Raw genomic sequence first — 24,058 nt, forward strand, 5'->3', positions numbered from 1 at the left:
GCAAATCACCCCCGTACTGCTATATTTTTCCAGACTCCAACCTGACAGGTAAGCCATTTTGCCAACGTCCAGCCAAACCAATACCGTGTCTCAGGCACCCCTGAAAACAAGAAGCCAGTTCAGCTCAAGGCTGGGGTTTATTATTGCAGCGGCCGGATGTGCTGTAGGCATTGGTAATATCTGGAGCTTCCCGGCACAGACTGCCGAAAATGGTGGTGCCGCTTTTGTGCTGGTCTATCTGATTTTATCCTTTGTCCTTGCTTACCCGGCTCTGGTAGCGGAACTCACCATTGGCCGTTACAGCCAGTCCAATCCGGTAACAGCCCTGCAGCAGCTAAATCCAAAGCCTGTCTGGCGGAGGTTGGGTCAGCTGACCGGTGTCAGTGCAGTGATCACCATTACAATGATCTACAGCTTCTACAGCATTGTTGCCGGCTGGTTTATCGGCTTTTCCCTTTCACCGCTACTTTCAACCATCGGTATGGATGCTGCTGCCTCATGGCTCACCGGTTTTTCCACGCCACCTACCCTTCTGCTAACACTGACTTTTATGATCCTCACTACCCTGATCGTCACCCGAGGCGTAAAGGATGGTATAGAACGCTGGTCAAACCGACTGATGCCCTCCCTGATTATTCTACTGCTGGCTCTGATAATCTTTGCCTTGACCCGAGCAGGGGGGATGGAGGGACTCAAAGTATACCTTCTGCCAGACTTTTCCAGGGTATTTGACTCAAAGCTGCTTATCAGTGCACTGGGACAATCGTTTTTCTCTATGTCATTGGGGGTAGGAGCTATGATGGTCTATGGCTCATACCTGAACAAAAAAGCCAATATACCAACCACCGCCGCTCATGTTGCCATCCTGGATAGCTCTGTGGCCTTTATGGCAGGACTGCTGGTTATTCCCTGTATGTACGCCGCCATGTACCAGGGTATCGAAATCTTTTCTCCGGAAGGGGTGCTATACAGCTCGGACAAGCTGGTTTTCACGGTTCTACCGGCGCTCTTCCAACAACTGGGTCCAGTGGGTCAGCTGGTGACTATCGCTTTCTTTTTGTTACTCACCATCGCAGCCCTCACTTCCTCCATCGCCATGTTGGAAACACCGGTTTCAGTGCTGGTTGAAAAGGTCCGGTTTCGACGCTATCGGGCTTGCTGGCTGGTGACCTCTACAGCAGCGGTGCTCTCTGCTGCCATTATTATGAATATTGATGTGCTATTGCCAGTGGTGGTGAAATTAATTACCCAGTATTTTATGCCGATCCTGTGTCTGGTCACTACCATCTACTGTGCATGGCTGATCCGGCAGGACAGACTGCTGGCAGAAATACGGGAGGGCTTTCCAGATATTGAGTCCAGCCTGTTCTGGAAAATATGGCCCTGGTATATCCGGACTATCTGCCCTCTACTGATCTTCTTACTGGTCTTAAACAGCTTTAGCTAACTTTTCTATTTTCCCGCTCTTTTGCAGCAACCTTGCGGTGTAAAGCAATCATCTTCAGGTGATCTCCACTCAAATCACCCCCAGCCGCCCTTGCTAATAAAAAACCGGCATGTTGAAGGTAGCGATCACTGAATGTTGCACCCCGGGCGCCGTACAATAACTTTATCGCCAGCTCATAGGCTTCATGTCCTTTGGGTGGCGCTTTCTTTTTCTCAAGCCGTTTGAAGTACCGTTGAATTTGCTTTTCTGTTTTATCAAACTCACTGACACTTTCATTATGAAATGTATGACGACCATTCTGGACACGCTGGATTAACATCTCCACCACATAATCATGAATGGTTGACTCGGCGGGTATGCTTTCAAGCAGGGTCAACGCCTTCGAGAAATCATCATAGGTTTTCTCCCCCTTAAAAATAACGGCCGCCTGATACAAGCTGGCTACCTCTGAGATAATAGGAACCTCACTTTTTATCGCAGCATCGAGCTCGGCCATTGCCATTTTTTGCCCTTGCTGTACGGCCGTTAGCAGGTAATTCATGGCTTTAAAAATCTTTTCTTCGCTATTCTCAGGCATTGTGGCTTTACCCTGCTCCATTTCCTGCAATAGTAGATGCCCGAGCCTGGTATTTATTAAAGGGTCCCTGGGCCTGCTCTCCATAGCCTCCTGATAACACTTTTTAGCGCTTTCTAACGCCCCCTTTTGCTCATACAACAACCCTTTCACAGCAATATCCGTTTCAGTAAACCCTTCAGGATCATCAATCATTTGCTGAATATAGTTTCCCCTTGTTGGTTTTAGCAGGTCTGCAAGCATTAAGGCTGTTGCCTGGAGGGGTTGATGACGGGCAAATACGTCAGCTATTTCTGCCAGCTTGCCCAGGTATTCAGTATTCCCGGCCACTTGCCCTATCAGCCTCTTTGTTGGGCCTAAGGGCCATCGCCTGGCCAGCAGCTGAATAAAACCGGGTTTGGCAGAGGCATCGATCACCAGGGCATGTAGTCGATCCACTGCAGGCAGGCAAACATCACTCTCATCACTCCCAAGATTACCAAGCATTAAACCTGCCTCCGCTAACAGGTCTGAAGTAAGCGCTGTGGCCCCCACCGTTTCGTGCAAAATAAGTGGAATATCCAGTGTATTGGCCGTTTCATTTAAACAACGCTCTGGCAAAGGCAAATTAATCACTTTTCTGACAGGCCCTAACCGGAACTCAACAAAAGGTCTTTTGACCTGCCGCTCAAGACCTCCGGCTTCTTCCCTGACATGATGTTTACCGGTTTTAAATGTTCTCAGGCCACCAATACCCCATCGAGCACATAAATTTAAAGCCTTGGTTACAACCCTGTCGAACAGGGTAGCGTCCTTATGGGCTTCAAATTTCACGGTGATAAATCGCAGCCCATCCAGCAGGCATTGACCCTTTTCAATACCCGCCTGGGAAAACACCCGGACTGTTTTATTCTTCAAGAGCGGCTTTATATACCAAGGTATCGCCTGGTCAGATTCCCGGGCCATTGTCATCAAATGCTTCAAGTCCAAAGCTGCGTCTATTTTCAGTTCACCATTATGACGGGCATCCATGTTTACCTTAATATCACTGACCTGAATCGGGCCAACTTGCAAATCACTCAGATTCAACCCACCATCAGTCACCACACCAGTACGACTACCGGCATCGGCCTCTGATGAGGTGTTAATGGGAACTTCAATACTTAACTGCTCTGCCGCATTTTTTATATTTACTGGCAAGGCCACTTCCTTGCCTTTTTTAATGAGTTTGATATCAGCCGAGCCACTGGCCTGGATATCCGGCTTAATTCTCAGTTTGTTATCCGCCAGCTGTACCAGTTTTCCCTGTGTAGTTAGCCTTAGCCCCTGAGGAATAATCACTCCATCCTCCCCAACCTTTACGGTGGTTTCTTCAGAATTTTCCAGGGAAAAACCTTTGACCTCAGCATCTGCTTTCAGCTTGCCACCTTCGGCGGCAGCTTCCACAACCAGGCCATCAAGACTGGCTCTGGCCTTTCCTTTAACAACAAACGGCTTCCCTGCTATCTTGGCAGGCATCATTTGCTCCGGCGCATCCATGTCCAAATGGCCTCGTTTGACCTCGGCACTAACATACATTTTTTTATCTGGGTTTGTTGCCCCCTTTACCTGCACCCCATATAAGCCACACTCTCCATTAACCATACCTTTATTGTCTGCGGTAACCTCTTCGATATCCGCCTTTACAGTGTCAACTCCGGTTAACTGCCAGCTATCAGGCTTTGACTGGACAACCTCACGGGATACACTGACTTCCTTCACTGCCTTTAACTGTACAGTTAAAGACTCGCTCGTTTGTGCTTGATCTAATTTTCTCTCTTTCGGGGGCTGCCGTTGACCCGGAAGCACATCAAATGGATTTTTCAGGGATAGACCGGCCAATATCCTTTTTGCGGTAGCATCCCCCTGTTTAACGTCCACTCGACCACCCTCGGCAGCAAAGGATAAACACCTTTGCTGCTTCTTCTGCTTAACCTGTTTATCAACCGGCCGGGTTATTCCGTATTCAAGTTGAGGCTTATTAACCTCAGCACCCATGGATAGGTCGCCATGAGCATCAATATTCATCCTGGCCAGTTTCAGGCGAAGAGGGAAATCCAGTTTTTCAAATAAGCTATCAATGGCACTTCTTGGTGTTGTACCGGGCAATTCCACCAAGGCTGATAGCGTTTCTGCCTTACTCCCCACCAAAGTTAAGGATGCAGAATCACCCTCAATGGAAAGATCTTCAGGCTGAAGTCGATTTAACTTACCCACAAGCTTCAGCAAATCAAAAAATGCCAGGCCTCTGTACTCATTACATATATAATCATGTAGATCTTTACCCCAGGATGCCTTTATTTGGCATCGAAGGTCTTTCATTTCAACGTTAACCTGAAGCGGCTCTTTACCGTTAACCGGTATAGCCACCTTGCCTTCCAGATGATCAATGCCAAAAACAGGTTGCCACTGTTTATCTCCCGTATGCTTGAATTCCGGAACCTTTAACGCCAGCTTTAAATCGCTGAACTCTATGGGGCCATCCGGAGACTCTACGGTAAGTTTAGGCACACTCAACCAGGTCAGGGCTGCAATTTTTGTTTCTTTTTGACCGGCTTTACGCGCCTTATATAATTTCCTGAGTGATGTGAAAAAATCATAAAAGAACCTGAGCAAGCTGCCTTTATTTTGTAAGTCTTCTTTATCTTCTTTTTTTAATCTTGCTTTTTCACTTTCAAGTCCTTTCATTTTCTTATGGGCAGATGCCAACTGCTCTCTTAGGTTTTCACTCTCACCTTCGCAATGACCTGTATCTTTCACACAAGCCAGTTTTTTCTCATATTTTTTTATTTCTTTCTTCAACACTTTCTTTTCTTGTGAAATTTCATCACATAACTTGCTATTTTGTTTATTTTTAGCCGCTAACCTTGCCAATCCTCCAAACAGTTTATTTTTTATTCCCCCTTCTGAAGCCTTTTGACCTTTTATTTCCACCATGACATTTTCATAATCAGGAGGTGACGAATAGTCTTCTGGTTCAGCTTCTTTTAATCCTGAAGGCCGATCATAATCATGAGTGGCTGATGGCAGTGATGGTTGGGAATCTGCTGACAGCCCTACATCACCCGATAGAGAATCCAGCTGCCGCTGTTTTGTTTTCTCCTCCTGAAGCATCTTCTCCTTTTGAGCTAAAGCCAATTCAGTTTTGTTTTCTTTAGGCAAGGAGTTAGGGGGTTCCTCCCCTCTCACTGTAACGTCTCTTTTTTGTGGACTTTGCACTTTCTCGGGCATAGAACCCGGTTTCACTGACCTGAAATGGGTTCCGGGCTTTGCCTGCTTTATTTTTTCTGAAAGCTTTTCTTTAATTTTCTTTGCATCACCAAAAAAGCCATGCAGAGGGCCACTAGAGATTTTCCCTGGCACAGTTTAACTCCCTTTTAATTATTTATTCAGGAAGAGGCTGTCAATTAAATGACATCAAAAAAACCGATTCTCTTAAAATCTACACTAGACCTGTCGGCTAAGTCGGTTAATAATTTAAATTCAGCAGTACTTATCCTTCACCGGCAAACGCCTGGTTTTCCCTCTCGTTCCCAACAGGGCAAAAACATGATCAGAATTTGAACAGAAAATTGATTTCAAAAGCTGTAGAATCCCATGCTTTTTCTGTTGCCTGATGTCTGCCAAAGCCCTTTTTTCCAAGTTTACATCGCTTACCGACAAACGAGACCCGAAGAAGTCAACACATATTCTTGCAGAGGTTATGTTCATCTCAGTTTGTGCCATTCTCTGTGGTGCAGATGATTGGAATGGCATTCGCTTGTTTGCTGAGCACAAGGAAGGCTGGCTCCGTAAGCACTTAACCTTGCCTGGCGGTATTCCAGTAGCGGTTACATTCAATCGTATTTTCGCCACTCTTGACCCGGAAGAGTTTCGCAAAATCTTCATCCAGTGGATTAGGGATGTTCTTTCCGGACTGGAGCTCTCTGATAGCAAGATAGTTGCTCTTGATGGCAAGACTGTTAAAGGTTCGGCCTGGAATAAAGGCAAAGATGCAATACACATGCTTAACGCTTGGTGCACAGAGGCTGGACTGTCGCTGGGTCAGTATAAAGTTGATGAAAAATCCAACGAAATTACGGCCATTCCTGAGCTGCTCAAGCTGCTTGAACTCAGTGGCAGCCTTGTCACTATCGATGCAATGGGCTGCCAGAAAAAAATTGCTACTGCAATCCTGAAAAAAGAGGCAGACTACTTGCTGGCGGTGAAAGGCAACCAGAGAAAACTCTATGGAGAAGTGACTCGACTCTTCGATCAATACTGGCAAGATAATCTGGAAGATGCTCCTGACCATTACTTTGCGGAACAGGAAGGTAAAGAGCATGGTCGTATGGAGCACCGCCGGTGCTGGGTTATCAATGATGTTACTGAGGACTCCAATGCTGCCTCATGGAAAGCCAAAACCATAGCCGCAATCCAGTTAGACAGTAGCAAAAAGGGTAAAGGGAAAACACTCATCCGTTACTTTATATGCAGCCGCCAGTTATCAGCTGCCGAGGTACTTCAAGCTACCAGGAAGCATTGGCTAATAGAAAACCAATTACACTGGGTGCTTGATGTGGCGTTTGATGAAGACCGCTGTAGGGCAAGAGAAGGGTTCGCAGCAGAAAATCTAGCTGTTGCCCGGCAGGTGACACTCAATCTTCTTAAGTTGGACACTACGGTGAAAGCCGGTATCAAGAATAAGCGCAAAACCTGTGGCTGGAATGAAGACTACATGATGCAAGTGCTCAAATTGGTTGATTTGTGATCATGTTTTTGCCCTGTCGTTCCCAACGTCCCAAGGGGGTCGCGAAACTCAGTTAAGCGTAAAAAACCGGGAGTTGCCTCTCTTTCTTTTCACCACAGAGACACAGAGAACACAGAGTTTTCATACTCTTAAAATAATAAGCCTCTGTGCTCTCTGTGTCTCTGTGGTGAATCAAAACACCTTTTGCGACAGTCTCTCCCCGCTGGGAATGCATACAGATGTTTCGGCTTATTCAATCACTGTAGGATATTCGCGCTTGCCTGCGCGAGCTGTTCTATATCCCTTATGGCTCCCTTATCTGCACTGGTAGCCATCAGGGCATAGGCTTGCAACGCTGTAGAGACTTTTCGTGATCTCACTTGCTGTGGTTGCCAGGCATCCTTTCCTTTTTCGTTCATCAGCTTTCGTCGCTCTTTTAATTCATCATCAGAAAGCAGGGCATTGATTGAACGAGCGGGAATATCAATACGAATGATATCCCCCTGTTCTATCAAACCAATCGCCCCCCCGGATGCCGCCTCAGGTGACACATGTCCAATGGACAAACCTGAAGTCCCACCGGAAAACCGGCCATCAGTTAACAGTGCACACTCTTTCCCCAAGCCTTTGGATTTAAGATAACTGGTTGGATAGAGCATCTCCTGCATCCCCGGGCCACCACGGGGCCCTTCATAACGAATGATAACCACATCGCCGGTTTTCACCTTGTCTTCAAGGATATGCTGTACTGCTTCATCCTGGCTTTCACAAATATAGGCAGGCCCTTCAAAAACCAGAATACTCTCATCCACACCGGAGGTTTTCACCACACAGCCACCCTCAGCTATATTTCCGTAGAGCACTGCCAGCCCACCTTCCTGGCTATAAGCCTGGTCAACGGAACGAATACAGCCAGCACTCCGGTCATCATCAAGCGTGCCCCAGCGGGTATTCTGACTGAATGCTTCTGTTGTACGAATACCTGCTGGCCCCGCCCGATAAAAGTGGTGAACTTGCTGATGATCTGTCTGTTTAATATCCCATTTAGCCAGTGCGCCCCTCACTGTTTCACTGTGTACCATGGGAATCTGGTTATGGAGTAACCCTGCCCGATCCAGCTCACCAAGAATAGCCATCACTCCACCAGCACGGTGAACATCTTCCATATGATACGTCTGAATATTAGGCGCCACTTTGCATAATTGCGGGACTTTTCGTGAAAGACGATCAATGTCTTTCATTGTAAAAGAAACCTTTCCTTCCTGTGCCGCTGCCAGGAGATGCAGGATCGTATTAGTGGACCCTCCCATGGCAATATCAAGACTCATGGCATTTTCAAAGGCTTCAAAACTGGCTATGGAACGTGGTAAAACACTGTAATCATTTTGCTCATAATATCGCCTGGTAATATCAACAATACGACCAGCCGCATCCAGAAACAGTACCCTCCGGTCAGCATGGGTTGCCAACATAGAGCCATTGCCGGGCAATGCCAGTCCCAGTGCCTCAGTGAGACAGTTCATTGAGTTGGCAGTAAACATGCCGGAACAGGAACCACAGGTTGGGCAGGCCGAACGCTCAATCTCAGCAACGGTTTCATCATCCGCATCAGAAGCAGCAATGACCATGGCATCCACAAGATCCAAACCATGACTGGCAAGTCGGGTTTTTCCTGCTTCCATAGGTCCGCCCGAGACAAAAATGGTAGGAATATTCAGCCGCATAGCCGCCATTAGCATGCCCGGCGTAATCTTGTCGCAGTTGGAGATACACACCAGTGCATCCGCAGTATGGGCATTCACCATATACTCTACGGAATCAGCAATAATATCCCTGCTGGGCAGGGAATAGAGCATGCCATCATGCCCCATGGCAATCCCGTCATCCACAGCAATGGTATTAAACTCCTTCGCCACAGCCCCATGTTTTTCAATTTCCCGGCAAACCAGCTGCCCCATATCTTTTAGATGAACATGCCCCGGTACAAACTGGGTGAATGAGTTAGCCACAGCAATAATCGGCTTGCCGAAATCATTGTCGCCCATACCCGTGGCACGCCATAAGGCACGAGCTCCAGCCATATTACGGCCATGGGTTGAGGTTTTGGAACGGTATGCAGGCATGAATCACCCTTAATATCTTGTCTTTCTTATTGTCCCTGGAAAACGGGCACCATTCCTTGGTGAGACTGGGGATTATAACGGATAAACCCTGTTATTTTAGAAGTAGTTTTGAAGTAATCTTTACTATCTAAAGAGAAGGGCGTTAGAGCCATCCCTAAATCATTACAATTTACACAATCCAGTCCATACTTTTTACTTTCAACTATTATTAATGACTCAAAAGCCGTTCAGTTTTAATAGAGCTACTTATGAAACATACAGTCATATTTTTTACCCTACTATTTTCCAGCAAGGCTTATTGCTTGTATTATTGTAGTTATGAATTTTTCACTAATCTTTTAAGCCAGATAAAAACTTTTTTTATTATATTTCTCATAGCTGGTAGTGAATCAAATATTCTCCATAATAAATTCGGAAGACCAGTACTCACCTCGTTAGAGGTGGAGCCTGGTAAACTAGAACCAATGTTTTCAATTCCCGAAAATGAGCTTCCAAATTATCGAAAAATTATAGATTATTCTTGCAATCATAGAACAGTAATTAAAGCCCCAAATGAAGAGGCTGAAAATTTTTTACTAAATCATAATAATAAATATGATGAGCGAGAAGTTGGCGTATGCACTATGATCCCCAGTAAAAATCAACTTCCTGAGTGTAAAAGAGGTCAAAAAAAAATCAAACTAAGCACTCCATTAGACTCTGACCCAGATCATTTTTGCCTATCAGTACCATATTCGGCCGCAAGAAAGGCAATCCAGCAACTCGATCGTCAGCATTGGACGAAAAAAACTAAACATGATGAATTATGACTTGCACTTGAAAAACTGAACAAGGGAATCCAGTACTATCAGTAAATAGTTTTAGGCATGGCCTTTGCGTCGCTCTGCTCCCCACATCTCGCTGGAGAGCGGAGCTTAAAGGCCTTAAAGATTATTCACTAACTTTTGACAAATATAACCACGCTTCGGGCTGGAATACTAAAACTACCATTTTTAAAAGCAGATTGTTTAACAACACTGTCGGTAGATTGTTGCTGTACTGGGTGTAACTGATAGCCAACCGCTCCCTTTACAGTCAAACTCTGACTTGCAGCCGTCGCATTAACCATCACCATAATCTTCTTATACTGGTTATCCAGATTCGTCTGGCTGTCATCCAGTTCCATGGCAATCAATCCTTTAACCTGCTGCGGACCAACATTATGGAATTTTACCACCTGACTGACCTGTTCAGCCGTTTTAAGATGGAAAAGCGGACTGGATTTACGAATATTCAGGTATTCCCTGAACATCTCAGCGGCAAACCTGGCATGCTGGCGATTAACCTGTGCTTCATCATTGGCAACGATTTTTCTAATCAAATCCCAGTTACCGGCATCCTTATCCCCACGTGGCAAACCATGATTCCAGGTATTATTCCAGTCCTGATCATCAAGGTTAAACATCACCTTGTTATACCAGTCACCAGAGTCATAGCTGTCCCGTTCCATAGACTTGGAGCGAAGGATATCGGAACCCATATGGATAAATGGCACACCCTGACTGAGTACAGGAAGGGCTAACGACAGCACATGCATACGCACACGATCATCTGTGGTCAGGTTTTCTGCCAGTTTATACTGGTGATTATCCCAAAGTGTCTGGTTATCATGCTTGGAGACATAGTTAACAGATTCAACCGGAGAGGCAGTATAACCCGCAGGCTGGCCGTTATAATCGATATCTTTGCCAAAAACCGTTTCTCCCTTGTAATTTTTTAAGGGGTAGTCCCTCAGGTTTCCAGCCATTCCCAGACGAATAATATCGATATTATTCAGTTCATTTTCGATTCGTTTATCATCCACATCCTGATTTAATTCATTTCTCACTTCCCAAAACCCACTGCCAAACCCCTGGGTTCTTCGAATGCCTTCGCCTCCATCAAAGGGACCACCGCCACGAACTGCATCCCGCAGGCGATCGGTAAAGGTGCCAATGCCAGTACCGTCCATATTTTTTTGTACCGCTGATTCACCGATACGGCCATTCGCTATTTCACCAAACTCCCAACCTTCACCATAGAGATAAATATCTGGATTGATTGCTTTCAACTCTTTCTGGATTTTCTCCATATTGGCTTTCAGGTGATGCCCCATCAGGTCAAAACGGAAGGCATCCACCTTATAATCCCTGACCCAGACTTTCAGGGTATCCACCATCAGCTTTTCCATCATGCTGACTTCGCTGGCAGTATTTGAACAACAGGTACTGGTTTCAACGGTTCCACTTTCAATATTCAGGCGCTGGTAATAATCAGGAACAATCTTATCCAACACTGATTTATCAGAGAGACCCGCCGCGTTGGTATGGTTATACACCACATCCATGACAATATGGAGTCCCATATCATTCAGCCCCTTTACCATGCCACGAAACTCTTTTACCGCTGTAATACCATCAGTTTTAGAGGCATAGCTATTTTCGGGAGCGCCATAATGATAAGGGTCATAGCCCCAGTTAAAGCTATCAAACGGGCGGAGGTAAGCACTTAATGCCTGAGCAGCTTCTTCATCTCCCCTGGTGGCTTCAAACACTTCACCGACGGTTTGGCTGGAAGCGCAATATCCTGCGAACAGATTGTCGTTTTGGATTTCAGGATTGAGTTCACAAAGCTTGTCAAAGCTATCCGTCAAATCAGCCACTTTTTCAGGATTTTCATTGACGGTGGCAATATCAAAGGCTGGTAATACCTGTACATAGGTCAGCCCGGCCTGCTGAAGCTTCTGTAAGTGCTTCATGCTGGGACGGTCAAACTCAGTGAAGGCGTTATATTTACCATTGTTTTGACCATCAACATTAGCAGGGCACTGCCCATCGTTGGCCTTATAGCTCAGGCCACAGTCGAAGGTGCTGATATCACGGATATGGGTTTCATACACGGAAATATCATTAGGCTTGTTTTTGCTGATATTGTCCCAACCCGCTGGCTTAAGGTCATCATCATCCAGATTAACAATCTGGGTAAACCTGCCATTCTCAGTGACAGCAAGGCTATAAGGATCAGTAACAGTGGTCGTTTCCACCTTCCCGGTATCACGACGATAGACTTCTACCTGATAGCGATAAAACTTCCTGTCCAGCTCTGCTTTAGAGCCAGAGTAGCTCCAGACACCTGTTTTTTTATCAAATATCATCTCCCCGGCAGTTAATGAGTCAACAGATGCTTCTGCATCACCCGCTAACAATAGTTTTACTGACTTTGCAGTGGGCGCCCAAACCCGCAGATCTACACGATCACCATTATATACAGCGCCAAGCTGCATGGAGCCAAGTTTCGTATTATCAAAGTAAAGGGCGTCCAGACCAAACCCGGCCTGCACCTCTGTGGCTTTCAGGGCTTTACCATCCTTGTCTTTCGCCAGAATCGCCAGCTGGCCTTTCAACATTGACTTCAGGTCAGTACCTTCTGGTAAAGTCCAACGTTGTTTTCCTGAAAGATAGGGATATTCCCCAGCCTCTTCAATGGGTAAAGTACCATCACTTTCCAGCATGATCCGGCGATCCACCGCATCCAGATCACTGCTATCACTATTATTAGTCAGGCCACCATTTCGGGCACTTACCAGTTCTACCTTCTCTGTTCCTGATGGTGCATCCCAAACCAGAGAGCCAGCTGTTACCAGATGAGCGGAGACCTCTGATAGCAGGGGCACAGTGATGGGTTCACCGGAAACTTTATTATATCCAGACACAGTATAAGCATCCTTACCAAAGCTTTTTACTGTGTATACCAGATCACTGCCATCGATGTCTTTTTCATCACCGGAATGCACAATAAATTTGAAATCCTGGCTATCATTTCTGTTGGCATTTAAATTGACAATAAAATAAGCGCCGTACTTACCATCAATGGCATCAGGCTTGAGAGGATTGCTCCAGTCTGTTAACTGACAGTTATTACCAGCATTGGCAAGGTCACAGCCACTGTCATCCCAGACATGTAGCCCCCAGCCATCATAATTATGATCCTGTCGCTGATAGTAAATTGCCACCTGATTCGATTTCAGGATAACACCGTTATTCTCATTGCTGCCGGTTGAAGATTCATTGTTGCTACAGCCTGCCGCCAGCAGACCAAAGCCGACAACAAAAGCAGCCATTGTGCGCGATGGCAATGTCATTTTCATACGGGTTGGTTTATTTCTTTATCAGTGAATAAGTAGCCGACAGGTTTTTATTGAAGTTATCCGGCGGATAAATCCTGACGTTTTTTGCTTTATGGCAGCTTGATTTAAATCATTGTGTAAGCGTTTCCATACAAAAACACCATTTAACTCATTATCACAATAGCCGCCTTTTAATACTTTCCCGTTTTGGATTAAAGTGAATCAGTCAACCATAATTATTAAAAGAAACATCATGATAAAAAAAATACTGTCGTTATCGCTGCTTTGCAGCTTGTATATACCTGCTGTACAAGCTATAGACCTAACCCCCAGCGGCCTGACTATAGGACTGGGTTCTTCTATTCATTTAGACAACCAAAAAGCAGACCTTACCGCTTATCGAACCAGCCTGGTCTGGGACTGGGATACCCCCCTGGTCACATTTTCCAGCTGGCAGCTGGGCGGTTACTTTGACCTTGCCCTTAACTACTGGAAAAGCAATCTGGGTTCATCCGATATCCGTAGCCCGGGTGCATCTGAAATAACCGCTGCCAGCTTCACCCCGGTATTTCGGCTGGAACCTGCAAACACCAATGGGTTGTCTGTGTTTTTTGATGCCGGGGTTGGACTCAGCTATTTATCGGATAAAGATATCCAACAGGAAAAACAATCCTCAGCCATCAATATGGGTGGGCGCAGCCAATTTGAAATACGAACCATGGCAGGAATCCAGTTTGGGGAAAGACAACAGTATGAAATAGCCTATGGCTGGTATCACTATTCCAATGCTGGCATTCATGATGAAAATGAAGGCGTTGATTTTCAACTTATTCATTTTGGATGGCGTTTGTGACATATTCCCACCACTAAGTCGCTGAGGCGGCTATAGTGGGGGCTTTTTGCGACCCGTACTGAGAAATATCAGCACCTTTCGCTGTAGAATCTGCGCTGACAGAACGCTCTACAGGGGAACTCTTTACACAATCGCTGTGTCCCAGCGAATCAGCTAAAGCGAAATCTCTTATGTTCATGGCAGCATTGATGTCTCTATCTGCCAGGTTATGACAAGAAGGGCATTCCCATTCACGAACAGACAAAGGCATTGATTCAGCTTTATAGCCACAACCATTGCAAACCTTGGAGCTGGGCCGAAAACGACCAATACGGATCAGGTTTTTACCATTCCAGCGGCACTTATAATCAAGCACAGAAAGAAAAGTACCCCAGCTCACATCCTGAATCGCTCTCGATAGCTTACGGTTTTTGACCATACCCTTGATATTCAGGTCTTCAACAGCAAAGGTGGTTACGTGACTTTTGATAGCCAGCCTTGCCGTTTCTTTCTGAATGAAGTCATAACGCCGGTTGGCTATGCGCTCATGCACGACCGCCACCTTGCGTTTTTGTTTTGCCCTGCCAGTAGAGCCTTTTTGCTTTCTGGAAAGTTTCTTTTGCTCTACTGCCAAACGATGAAGTGAGTTTTTCAAAAACCGTGGGTTATCGGTTTTGTTACCTTGGCTATCAATCAGCATGTGGTTCAAGCCAACATCAAGACCCACTGTATTTTCTGGCTCAATGACAGTTGGCACTGGATCACTGATGTCGTCGTCAACAAGAACGCTGGCGAAATACTTACCAGAAGGCGAGCGCTTGATGGTGACGGTTTTTACCTTTCCAGAAAAAGGCCGGTGCAGTTTTGCCTTTATGCCTTTTATCTTGGGAAGGCTAACAGTACCGCTATCAAAGCTAATCGATACATGCTGTGGGCACTGGTAAGACTGCCAGCCAGCATATTTCTTTTTGAATCGCGGGAACTTTGCCAGACCTTTGAAAAAATTGGAAAACGCCTTGTCAAGATTAGCCAGAGATGCCAGTAAGCTCTGACTATTGACCTCTTTCAGCCAAGGCTTATCAGTTTTTTTGCTGGATACCAGTTTATCTTGAAGGTCACGCTTGGAAAGGCTCTTTCCTGTTTCCTTGTAGTGCGCCTCTTTTTCACTGAGCGCCCAGTTGTAGACATGACGAGAGCATCCGAAGTGTTTTTCAATCAACACCCGTTGTTCTTGGTTCGGATAAAGCCTGTACTTGTATGCTCTCATGCCCTTACACCAACCCATACACCTTTTGCTCGATATGCACCCTAATATTATATCAGGCAAATTTATCAATAATTTGAAAACTGTCGCTAGCAGCCTGATAAGAAAGCAGTTCTCAGAACATTTCAAGGACTGCTATTGGAAACCGGTACTCTGGACGAGGGTATACTGTCTTATAACTGAGAGAGAAGTGGCGTTGTCAATATTAGCAGAGTACATAACAGAAACAGGAAAGGCCGGAGTAATGACAGCCCTCTACGGGCTGTTTGCTATCCATCTCCATCCAAACGGCAAAGCTACGCAATGCCGCTATGGATGGAGAATTCCGCAATGTTCGTTAAAAAAGACAACCCCCCGATTATACAACCGGGGGTCTCGGGTAGAAGAAAAGCCTTAACTAGCTATTCGCTATTTCAACGGCAACAGGCGTCCTTACTGACTGCCCGGCAACAGCAAAGGGGTTCGCTGCCTGACTGGTTAATTGTGAAGACTGCTTCTGTTGTTGATCACTGGAGTCCTGCTGGTCATTTTTACTGGCAGGCTTCCAGGTGGTGTTACCAAACAACAGTCCGGCACTGGCCAGGGTGCTGATAGTCAACACTGGTGCAATAATCCAGGGAACAGGTTTGGTTTTTACCAGATCAGTCAAGTCATCAAAGGCACCATCTCCAAAGAAGCCTTTAACCGGATCAGCCAGCTGCTTGCTGAAACTTCTGCCTTTTGCCGGCATCTCCGCGGTCATTTCTACGCCACTGGAGAGTTTCATGGATTTACTCACAACCTTGGGATTCAGGTCATCAAGCCCGGCCACCACAGAGCGAACTGCCCTGGCCTGATTCTTCGCCACCATCTTGCTTTTGGTCACCTTCGCCATACCGCCAGCGGCTTCGCCAACACCCGCCACCAGTGATGCCACACCAAAAATACCAGAGGCAAAGCCCAGGTTCTGTTCGGTATCCGAACGATCCCAGCCTTTTTTCTGATCCTGTATGGTCATGGAGTCCGCGGCAATACCCAGGGTATCACTGGTAACACCAAACACAGCACCCGCTACCCCCAAAGCTGCCAGCGCTGTTCCACCAGAAGCAACGATAGAGGCGGTAGCCGCTGCCAGCATCGCCAGATCCACCAGCAGGCAGAAGATGTTTAATCCCAGATCGGCACCGGCAGACATGGAGAAATGACCGGAAGGGTCCATGCGATTAACCGGATTCCCCAGACAGTACGCATAAGGATTAATACCACCACCAGAGAATGGACTCATGGAATCCGGCGTATTGAATCGCATCAATGATGGGTTATAGGCTCGATAACCATTACCCAGCAGATACCAGCCCGTATCCTGATCCTTCAGTTCCCCGTTAAACCCAGGCTGGCTCAGGTTAGCATCGGCTGCCTGTTCACCGTAGGCTGTATAGGGCTTGTCCCTAAGCTCACCACTGATTGTATCCAGCTCCGCCGTCACAGTGCCGTCTTTATCAAGTCCAAATAACCGTGTTTCACCACTGTCCTCTTTTCTGGCGGCCAGAATCTGGGAGCCGGAAACAAAGTAAGTGACACCATCTTCTCCAATCTTTTCATTAACCACACTGCCATCACGATAATAACGCGCCAGCAGGTCGCCACTAGCTAAGGTCTGCTCCACCAGCTGTCCCTGGCCATCATAGCGGTAGAGAGTTTCCTTACTGTCCAAATGAGTGATTTTTATCAAACGCCCCAATGAATCATAATCAAGCTGACGTCCCTGGTCGTCTTTAACCATTCGCCCAGCCCCGTCATACTCCAGCTCAGCAATGGCAGGATAATCAGAGTGGCTATTGGCAATGCGGGTTAGCTGGGTTGGGTCGCTGCCGGTATAGCTGAATGTGGCGGTATTGCTACCTCCATCAAATTCTGTGGTACAGCTGGTTATATTGTTCCACTGGTCATAACTGAAGGTTTGTGAATCAATGGCCTTGCCCAATGCATCCAATGGTTGTTCGGAGCCACTACAGCTATAGCTGATCAACCGGCGACTACTGTCATAACCAAAACTTTCATCCCTGAGTACCGTTTCACCGGACTTCAGGGTTCTGGTGAGTAACTGATCATTCAAGTCATAGGTCATGGTTAAAGTGCGATCTGACTGACCAGTGATTATCTGTGTCCGGCTGATTTCACGACCAAAGGCATCGTAGCCAAGGGTTGTTTTCAGCACTTTATCCTGACTCTGATCCGTCACGGTGACCTCTGAAGGTCGGCCACTGCTATCATAGCTCACAGCTGCTTTCAGGTTATCCTGTAAAATACTGGTTAACCGCCCCTGATCATCATAATCAAACTGATGGATACCATTGAGAACATCAGTAAAGGACTGGAGCTTCCCTCCCTGGGAAAACAGGTAACTTGCTGCTTTCTCGTCGCTGGCTCCCTTGTTATAGATTTCTGTTTTCAGGAGACCTGACGCACCATGCTCAATATCACGCCCCTGAGCGGCGCTATAAACAGTGGTTAATAAAGAGGACTGCTTGTCATAGTCAAAACTATGCTCTTCCTCACCCACAGTGATTTGTATCAGGCTATTCCCCAAATCAGGGCAGTAGTCAAATGTCAGCTTGTCACCGGTTGGTGTTTCCAGGGTAGCCGGTTTATCACTGCCTGCCCCATAGGTGCTGATGCTCTTGCGACCAGCCACCACGGATTCAGTGACACGGCCCAGACCATCAAAACCTTGGGTGCCAAACTCGGTGCCTGCCACTTTGACGGAAGCAGGCAAGACTTCGGTGGAATGATCTGCGTAAGCGGTTTCCTGAACAGAACCATCCGGACGGGTAATGTTAATCACCCGGTTTAATGTGTCATATTCGTAGGCTGTTGTATAACCCAGGGTATCCGTCTCTGAAATTTTTCTGCCAAAACCGTCATAGTCATAGCTGGCTACCGAAACAGACTTCTCCGCCTCAAGGTCGGCTTCACTGGCAAACCGCTCTATTTTTACCGGATTTTTAAACAGATCCCGGGTGGTACGGGTCAGCCCTTCTCCCTCAATACCGGTGAGGTCTGTCAGGGCAAAGGGATCAACACCACTTAACTCCCTGTGACCATCACTGTATTCAGTAACTGCCGTTTTTCCCCAGGCATCATATTCATAGCTTTTTCCGCTGGTAATCTGAACAGGAGCCTGCCCCTGCTCTTTCGCTTTAAGCCAGTCATAGCGATTTTCAGTAACTAACTGCCCCAGCACGTTATAACTGCTTTCCCGCAGTTTTCGGAAGGTGCCGGTATAACCGTTCTCATCAAACTCACCATCCTCATCCTGACATTCAACCTGAACAATACGACTGAGGCCATCGTAGGTTGCCCTGGCTTTCAGCCCATTGGCACCAGTAGTGGTCATCGTGGCTGGCGTAGATTCAGTGGCAAACACATATTCATAGACTCGTTTTGCCTCATAGTCCGTATCAGGCGCAACCACTTCGGTAGCCAGACGGCCCAGCACATCATAACTATAGGCTGTCACCACCTGCTGGGCATTTTTCTCTTCAAGGGTCTTTCCTGTCAGGCGGGAAATAGTGGTTTCAATACTCAGCGTTTCATCATCATGACCGGTCACTGTTTGTGTTTCAGTCTGATTATTATCATCAATGCTATAACTGTATTCTGTTGTTGTGGTCAGATCATTCAGTGTCTGAACCTGGCTGGCCTGCAAACCATGACTGTTATAGTCACTGGTATCATTAATATAGCTATACTCAACTTTGCCCAGCCCCTCACGAAGCTCCAGACTCTTGGTTATATACTGACTGGCTGCGCCACCGGAGGCCAGGGCAGGCAGGGCTATATAGTGATAATCAACGGATACCGGTACTGCATTACCATCACCCTCAATAGCGGCTGGTGTACGGGTATAATTTTTTACCTGTCGTATAAACCCATAGGGATCCTTCGGACAGAGGATTTCATTATTAAGGCTTTCACCTTCGGCAAGATAGTAGCTATAACTTTCAGAGACACCGGAAAAGTCTGCCTTATTTAACAGATTGCCACTTTCATCATAGGCACTGGTTTCCTTAAAGCTTCTATTCTGCTGACCTGCCGTGAAGGTAATGGTTCTTGATTTCTGCTGCTCATATTGCAGGGGCTGATCATCCAGTACAGCTGCATTATCCGAGTAATATTCATAAGTGGTGGTTTTAATATGGTCGCCACCGTCATAGGTTTCTGTCTGCTCCAACACCTGATGCAGTTTATTAAAGACATTAGTTTGCACCTTTGGATTATCACCACTGGGATCAACCGTCACCGTTGAGCCATAACGATAATCACGATCCACATCCCAAAGATTATCCGCCTGGCTGTTCCAGCTTTCCACCGGGCCAAATCCCAGGAAGTTGCTATCACCAAAATCCTTCCTGAAATCAAAACGGGTCAATACCTTGGGCTGACCCGCCCCCGGATCAACAATGTAGTCATATATAACAGGCAGATAATCAACGGGAGCACCACTAGGTAAACGGTGTCCTTTTTCCGGTGACGTGTAATGCATTTCTTCAGTCTGCCCGGTGGGTGAGCTGATTTCTGAAAGAAAATACATATTGCCACTGCTATTGCCATTTTGTTGCTCATAACTGAACTCAAAGGCACTATGATCGGGCAAGATTAAGCGGGTCAGACAGGCATTGCCATCAATAGCCAACTGGAACTGTTTTTCCTCAGAGGTATCAGGAAAAAGTGTAATCTCTATCTGGTGACTATCATCATAGTCAATGCTGATTAGCGCTTGACCATCGTCATTACTGATTTTATCCAGTAAAAACTGTCCTTCCATAGACTTATAATGGAAATTAAGCGCCCTGCCATCATCCTGTATTAACCGGGTCAGGTGAGCATTGCTCTCTTCAGGATTGTTGCCTTCAAAATCATGAACTTCAACCAGTCCCTCCTTGTGAATCACATACAGATGTTCTTTATCATCACTTTCCTGAACCTTTAGATCCAGCTGTTTATGGCTCAGGGTCCAGCCAGCATCAACCACCTTATAGGACTGTTTAGTACTCAAAGTCAGCTGTTTACTGGCTGCCGAGTAACCACCAAGATTCAGTGACCAGCCACGCCCCAGACGCATGGAGCCTACACCATTGGCAGTATCCATTGAGCCCATGGGATCAAAACCCAGGGTCAATTCAAAGTCAGGACCCAGGCCACCATTTCCAGACAGTTTCGCCAGCGTCACCGACTTGCTAACCAGACCGGTACGGGAGTCAGGCCCACCAGAAATAAAATTCTGCTGGTTAAATGCGGAAGAATATAAGTTTTCCATGGTATTTTTCTTATTGGCGAACCAGCAAGACAGGTTGAAACCTGTCTTGCTAATTAGTGTGAATAAGGAGAAAAGAAGAGTTTTTTAATTTCTATTCCGGCAGCTCAACCTTGGCACTGCTCACCGCCCAGTAGTGATACCAGTCACCTTTGTAGTCCCAGTTGAAATTGACGCGCATCCGGTTGCCATAGTTGTCCAGGATCACAAAATCCTGCATCTCAAAGTCGAAGTGATATCCCCCGGAATGAAGTTCCACACTGGTAGCCTTGCACATGGCAATACCATCGTGAACGTCGCTACCCACCAGCTCTGTGGTGGTGTCCCAGGGAGAACCGCCTCCCACCACCGTATCTGAATGACCACTGACGCCATTATGGTCATAATAAAACGCATAATTAGGCTCAAGTACTGCCACATGCCCTGAATTGTGCTCCAGAAAGATAGCGGCTTTTTTGCCTTTTTTACTGTGCATCATGGAAATCCAGCAATTGGTATTGTAACCATTTGCCAGGCATTTCACTTTAATACCCTTGTTAGCTTCCAGCTTCATGGGTTTATGGGAATCCGGAAGAGCATTGGGGCCATTGCTCTTATAGCAAAGGCTTCGTAATACATTAGAGCCATCATGGATACTTTTCACATCCTTAATATCAAAGTCCCCGGACTCGATATAAAACTCCTTGGTATGAACATAGACAGGAGCATCCACAGAAGTCTGTTCATCAGTACCGCCCAGCTTTGCTGCAAGGCGATACTCCAAACCGTAGTCTCCCTTTGGCGGCAGCAGATAATAAGGAACACGCCGGCCTGATACGCTTTTTAACCCTGCTGAGCTTGACTCAGCATAATCCAGATCATGCTGGAACTCATTGCTGCTTGCTGATGGTTGCCAGCCAGATAGTTCAGTGAGGTTATTGGAACTATCAAGCCTGTAGAACTTGATATTATCCTTCACATATTGATCCAGGGCTGCCAGGACATCTGGATCATTGTCATCAATATCATAGTCATCATAAGAGTAAGCAATATAAATACGGGACTGCATATTGCCATTAGCGTAAATGGTGGTTTCCTTTGCATTACTGTCTGAAATATCAGTATACAGCCCTCCCAGACTAAACTTATCCGGGTCGGGCGTGAACTCAGTGGCAGATGTCTTGTTGATCTTTGGGTCAGCGACTGCAATCGTCATAGCGAAACGCTCCTATTATTATTTATTGGAGATTACTGAATCTATTTCACTCTGCTTCCCTTCCCCCAAGATCCTTCCCGGGCAGTCCTTCATTCTTATTTTTACAGGCATTCTTATGGCACGTATAAGAATGCCAAAACAATCATTAATTTCTTGTTTCTTTACGGCCTCACCGGTTCTACATTGCAAACCTTCCAGTTTCCGTACCAATCATCTTCAGAATTAAAATCGCCCCAGTCGATATCAAAGTTTACATGGTTGCCATAATTATCGATTAGCTCATAACCTTTTGTGTGAAAGTCCAGTTTATGTTTTGCACCGTGTTTACTGGACACATTGACACTGGTTAATAACACCATTGCGATACCATCATCCGCTTCACTGGCATCCATGTCCTTCAGCTGATCCCAGGCAGAACCATTGCACTGAATCCAGTCTCCCGGGGGTTCATCCTCATTCTGAATATCAACCATCAGGTAGTAGTAATAGACCTCACGATCTTCGCCGGCATATATATTTTTGGGATGGCCTTCAACGATGATACCCGCCTTATCCCCATTTGGGGCATGGGTCATTGCTATCCAGGCATTAGGCTCATGATCTGCCACATAGTTATTAACATTCATTCCCTTATAGGTGGTGATTTTTTTTATCCTGTGACCATCAGGCACCATACTTCCACCATTATGGACATAACGGAGTACCCTTAAGGTTGCTCCACCAGAGCCACCCAAACTGTGAATTTCAAAGTCGGAGTCTTCTATCTCAAAATAGTGGGTATGAATAACCAACGGGGCATCAACCTCCGTTTGTTCATCAGTGCCTGTCAGTGTGGCACAGAGCTTGTACTCACTACCGGCTTCTTTGGCAGGGGGAATCAGAAAATAGGGTGTACGACGGCCATAAATACTCTTGTTTTCAGTGTCTGAACTTGTGTAGTCAATACAGTGTTCATAGCCATTATCAGTGGCAGAGGCCTGCCAGTCTGATGTTAAGTCGTGAAGGGTGTTTGTATCATCCAGCAGGTGGAAAACAATATTTGTCTTTATATAGTTATCAAGCGCGGCCAGAACATCCGGGTTAGTATCATCAACATCATCGTCATAGCTGTAACCAATATAAACGCGGGCCTGCATATTATTATTGGCGTAGACAGTGGTTTCCTTGTCATCTGCTGAGATATCGGTAAAAAGCCCATCAAGGGAGAATTTTGATGCGTCTGGCGTAAAGGAGTCTTTCATAACCTGACTCTTCACAGGCTTCGGAATCACGGCAGTCATAAGCGTTCTCTCCTGTTTTTTTTATTAAGAGATGCCCGTATTTATGGTGTTTTACTGAACTAAATAATGATAAAAAGGCCTATACCCCTGTCTATCAAGACACCTGAAGCAATACGACAAGAAGACCATACTATGTATTTGCGAAGGAAAATTGATACAGATCAATTAAAAAGCGGCAGGCAACAGGACTTTACATAAGTCACCCACCTGAATAGATGATCAGATATTTTCGCTCAAGTACCAATTAACGAAGTAACTTGGTGGAATGACATCCATATCAACCAATATTTCTGACTGATACTTTATATTATGTTCGCTATAGGGGTATTCAACAGATAGATCCAAATACGAGTCATAGTCACAATAGCCCATAGAATAAGAATTTCTTATAACCCTCCATATGGTATTCCCTGTATTAAGATTCCATAGCTGGCACTTTCCTTCTTGCTCTTCTTCTTTGTTCTTAGTAAGCAAAAAGCCTGACAATAATTTTTTTGAAAAATCCATTTCGGTCACAAGCTTCTTATTTGATGGTATCTTTACCCTCAATTCAGAGGGGTAAACGTATGTTTGCCTTGGATCAACCCTTATAAATATATAACCACTATCGGTATCTGTTTTTTTTACATCTTCGAGCGTTTTTCCCCCATAGAGAGATTGCAGTTCTGACTCTGGAGATGAGCGATCCACTTGCTCACAATACATAAAGGGCGCTCGAAAAAAACTATAACCGTGCTTTCCGCTCGCCCTCAACCCACTCTGCTTTATTAAAGCCTCATTTTCCTTTTTACACCTGTGCCAGACTAAAACACCCTTTCCTGAGGCTGGTTCTACAATACAGACATGCCTGGAGTTAAAGAGAATATCCTCTTTACTGATATCACCTCCAGCAAAACTCATTGTGCTGATAATGAATAGGGTTATAGACAACCGCAACTTAAGCTCAATTCTAACCACTCATGCCCCCTGCAAAATATAACAATGATACAGTAAAAGTAGATTATAAAGCAGAAAGTTCCAGGAGCTTGTCCTAGAGTAGCCTGGTTGTGTAAAATCAGGCCTTTTGCAATGTATCCAAGTGTTGAAGAAACGGTTGTCTCACTCCAAATTCAACGATAACCCTGCTGATTTTAATCAGTACCTGATGTTTCCCTCG

The 24,058-nt window shown here is 45.9% G+C and carries 12 protein-coding genes; 4 read left to right on the top strand and 8 right to left on the bottom strand.

Annotated elements, in window-relative coordinates:
• Positions 1-58: 58 nt before the first annotated feature.
• Entirely contained in the window at positions 59-1,447 is a 1,389-nt protein-coding gene (locus MJ595_RS00460) for a sodium-dependent transporter (RefSeq protein ID WP_263080559.1), read from the top strand.
• Here MJ595_RS00460 and MJ595_RS00465 read toward each other — a convergent pair.
• Positions 1,440-5,402, bottom strand: a complete 3,963-nt coding sequence (locus tag MJ595_RS00465; protein ID WP_263080560.1) for a hypothetical protein — start codon at positions 5,400-5,402, stop codon at positions 1,440-1,442. The two genes, MJ595_RS00460 and MJ595_RS00465, sit on opposite strands and share 8 nt — an antisense overlap.
• 253 nt (positions 5,403-5,655) lie before the next feature.
• Between MJ595_RS00465 and MJ595_RS00470 the strand changes: the two genes are divergently transcribed.
• Positions 5,656-6,789, top strand: a complete 1,134-nt coding sequence (locus tag MJ595_RS00470; protein ID WP_263080561.1) for an ISAs1 family transposase — start codon at positions 5,656-5,658, stop codon at positions 6,787-6,789.
• A gap of 236 nt (positions 6,790-7,025) precedes the next feature.
• On the opposite strand, the gene ilvD is transcribed toward MJ595_RS00470, so the two are convergent.
• Positions 7,026-8,891, bottom strand: coding sequence for a dihydroxy-acid dehydratase (gene ilvD / locus MJ595_RS00475; protein ID WP_263080562.1), 1,866 nt, complete (start codon positions 8,889-8,891; stop codon positions 7,026-7,028).
• A gap of 248 nt (positions 8,892-9,139) precedes the next feature.
• On the opposite strand from ilvD, the gene MJ595_RS00480 reads away from it, so the two are divergent.
• Positions 9,140-9,700, top strand: a complete 561-nt coding sequence (locus MJ595_RS00480; RefSeq protein WP_263080563.1) for a hypothetical protein — start codon at positions 9,140-9,142, stop codon at positions 9,698-9,700.
• A 128-nt stretch (positions 9,701-9,828) separates the two neighbouring features.
• Here the strand turns inward: MJ595_RS00480 and pulA are convergent, their stop codons facing one another.
• Positions 9,829-13,056 (bottom strand): pullulanase-type alpha-1,6-glucosidase, encoded by a 3,228-nt coding sequence (gene pulA, locus MJ595_RS00485; RefSeq protein WP_263080564.1) that lies wholly within the window; start codon positions 13,054-13,056, stop codon positions 9,829-9,831.
• Positions 13,057-13,288: 232 nt separating this feature from the next.
• Here pulA and MJ595_RS00490 point away from each other — a divergent pair, with 232 nt between their 5' ends.
• Entirely contained in the window at positions 13,289-13,888 is a 600-nt protein-coding gene (locus MJ595_RS00490; protein ID WP_263080566.1) for an acyloxyacyl hydrolase, read from the top strand.
• Positions 13,889-13,901: 13 nt separating this feature from the next.
• Here MJ595_RS00490 and MJ595_RS00495 read toward each other — a convergent pair whose 3' ends face one another.
• The 5 genes from MJ595_RS00495 to MJ595_RS00515 all read right to left on the bottom strand — a co-directional run bounded on the left by MJ595_RS00495 (position 13,902) and on the right by MJ595_RS00515 (position 23,859).
• Positions 13,902-15,134, bottom strand: a complete 1,233-nt coding sequence (locus MJ595_RS00495; protein ID WP_263080567.1) for a transposase — start codon at positions 15,132-15,134, stop codon at positions 13,902-13,904.
• A 394-nt stretch (positions 15,135-15,528) separates the two neighbouring features.
• Positions 15,529-20,430, bottom strand: coding sequence for a hypothetical protein (locus tag MJ595_RS00500; RefSeq protein WP_263080568.1), 4,902 nt, complete (start codon positions 20,428-20,430; stop codon positions 15,529-15,531).
• Positions 20,431-20,521: 91 nt separating this feature from the next.
• The gene (locus tag MJ595_RS00505; RefSeq protein WP_263080569.1) at positions 20,522-21,622 is read right to left on the bottom strand and encodes a hypothetical protein; all 1,101 of its coding nucleotides are present in this window, start codon (positions 21,620-21,622) and stop codon (positions 20,522-20,524) included.
• Positions 21,623-21,783: 161 nt separating this feature from the next.
• Positions 21,784-22,902, bottom strand: coding sequence for a hypothetical protein (locus tag MJ595_RS00510; protein ID WP_263080570.1), 1,119 nt, complete (start codon positions 22,900-22,902; stop codon positions 21,784-21,786).
• A gap of 219 nt (positions 22,903-23,121) precedes the next feature.
• A complete protein-coding gene (locus MJ595_RS00515; RefSeq protein ID WP_263080571.1) occupies positions 23,122-23,859 on the bottom strand; it encodes a hypothetical protein in 738 nt (245 codons plus the stop codon).
• Between the last annotated feature and the right edge of the window lie 199 nt (positions 23,860-24,058).

It is taken from the genome of Endozoicomonas sp. Mp262 (assembly GCF_025643335.1).
Lineage (GTDB): Bacteria > Pseudomonadota > Gammaproteobacteria > Pseudomonadales > Endozoicomonadaceae > Endonucleibacter.

What these genes read in the sequence shown, in the direction of transcription:
- MJ595_RS00470 (WP_263080561.1), top strand. Translation starts at nt 5,656, where the DNA reads ATGTCTGCCAAAGCCCTTTTTTCCAAGTTTACATCGCTTACCGACAAA.
- MJ595_RS00505 (WP_263080569.1), bottom strand. Translation starts at nt 21,622, where the DNA reads ATGACGATTGCAGTCGCTGACCCAAAGATCAACAAGACATCTGCCACT.
- MJ595_RS00500 (WP_263080568.1), bottom strand. Translation starts at nt 20,430, where the DNA reads ATGGAAAACTTATATTCTTCCGCATTTAACCAGCAGAATTTTATTTCT.
- MJ595_RS00495 (WP_263080567.1), bottom strand. Translation starts at nt 15,134, where the DNA reads ATGAGAGCATACAAGTACAGGCTTTATCCGAACCAAGAACAACGGGTG.
- MJ595_RS00510 (WP_263080570.1), bottom strand. Translation starts at nt 22,902, where the DNA reads ATGACTGCCGTGATTCCGAAGCCTGTGAAGAGTCAGGTTATGAAAGAC.
- MJ595_RS00490 (WP_263080566.1), top strand. Translation starts at nt 13,289, where the DNA reads ATGATAAAAAAAATACTGTCGTTATCGCTGCTTTGCAGCTTGTATATA.
- ilvD (WP_263080562.1), bottom strand. Translation starts at nt 8,891, where the DNA reads ATGCCTGCATACCGTTCCAAAACCTCAACCCATGGCCGTAATATGGCT.
- pulA (WP_263080564.1), bottom strand. Translation starts at nt 13,056, where the DNA reads ATGAAAATGACATTGCCATCGCGCACAATGGCTGCTTTTGTTGTCGGC.
- MJ595_RS00480 (WP_263080563.1), top strand. Translation starts at nt 9,140, where the DNA reads ATGAAACATACAGTCATATTTTTTACCCTACTATTTTCCAGCAAGGCT.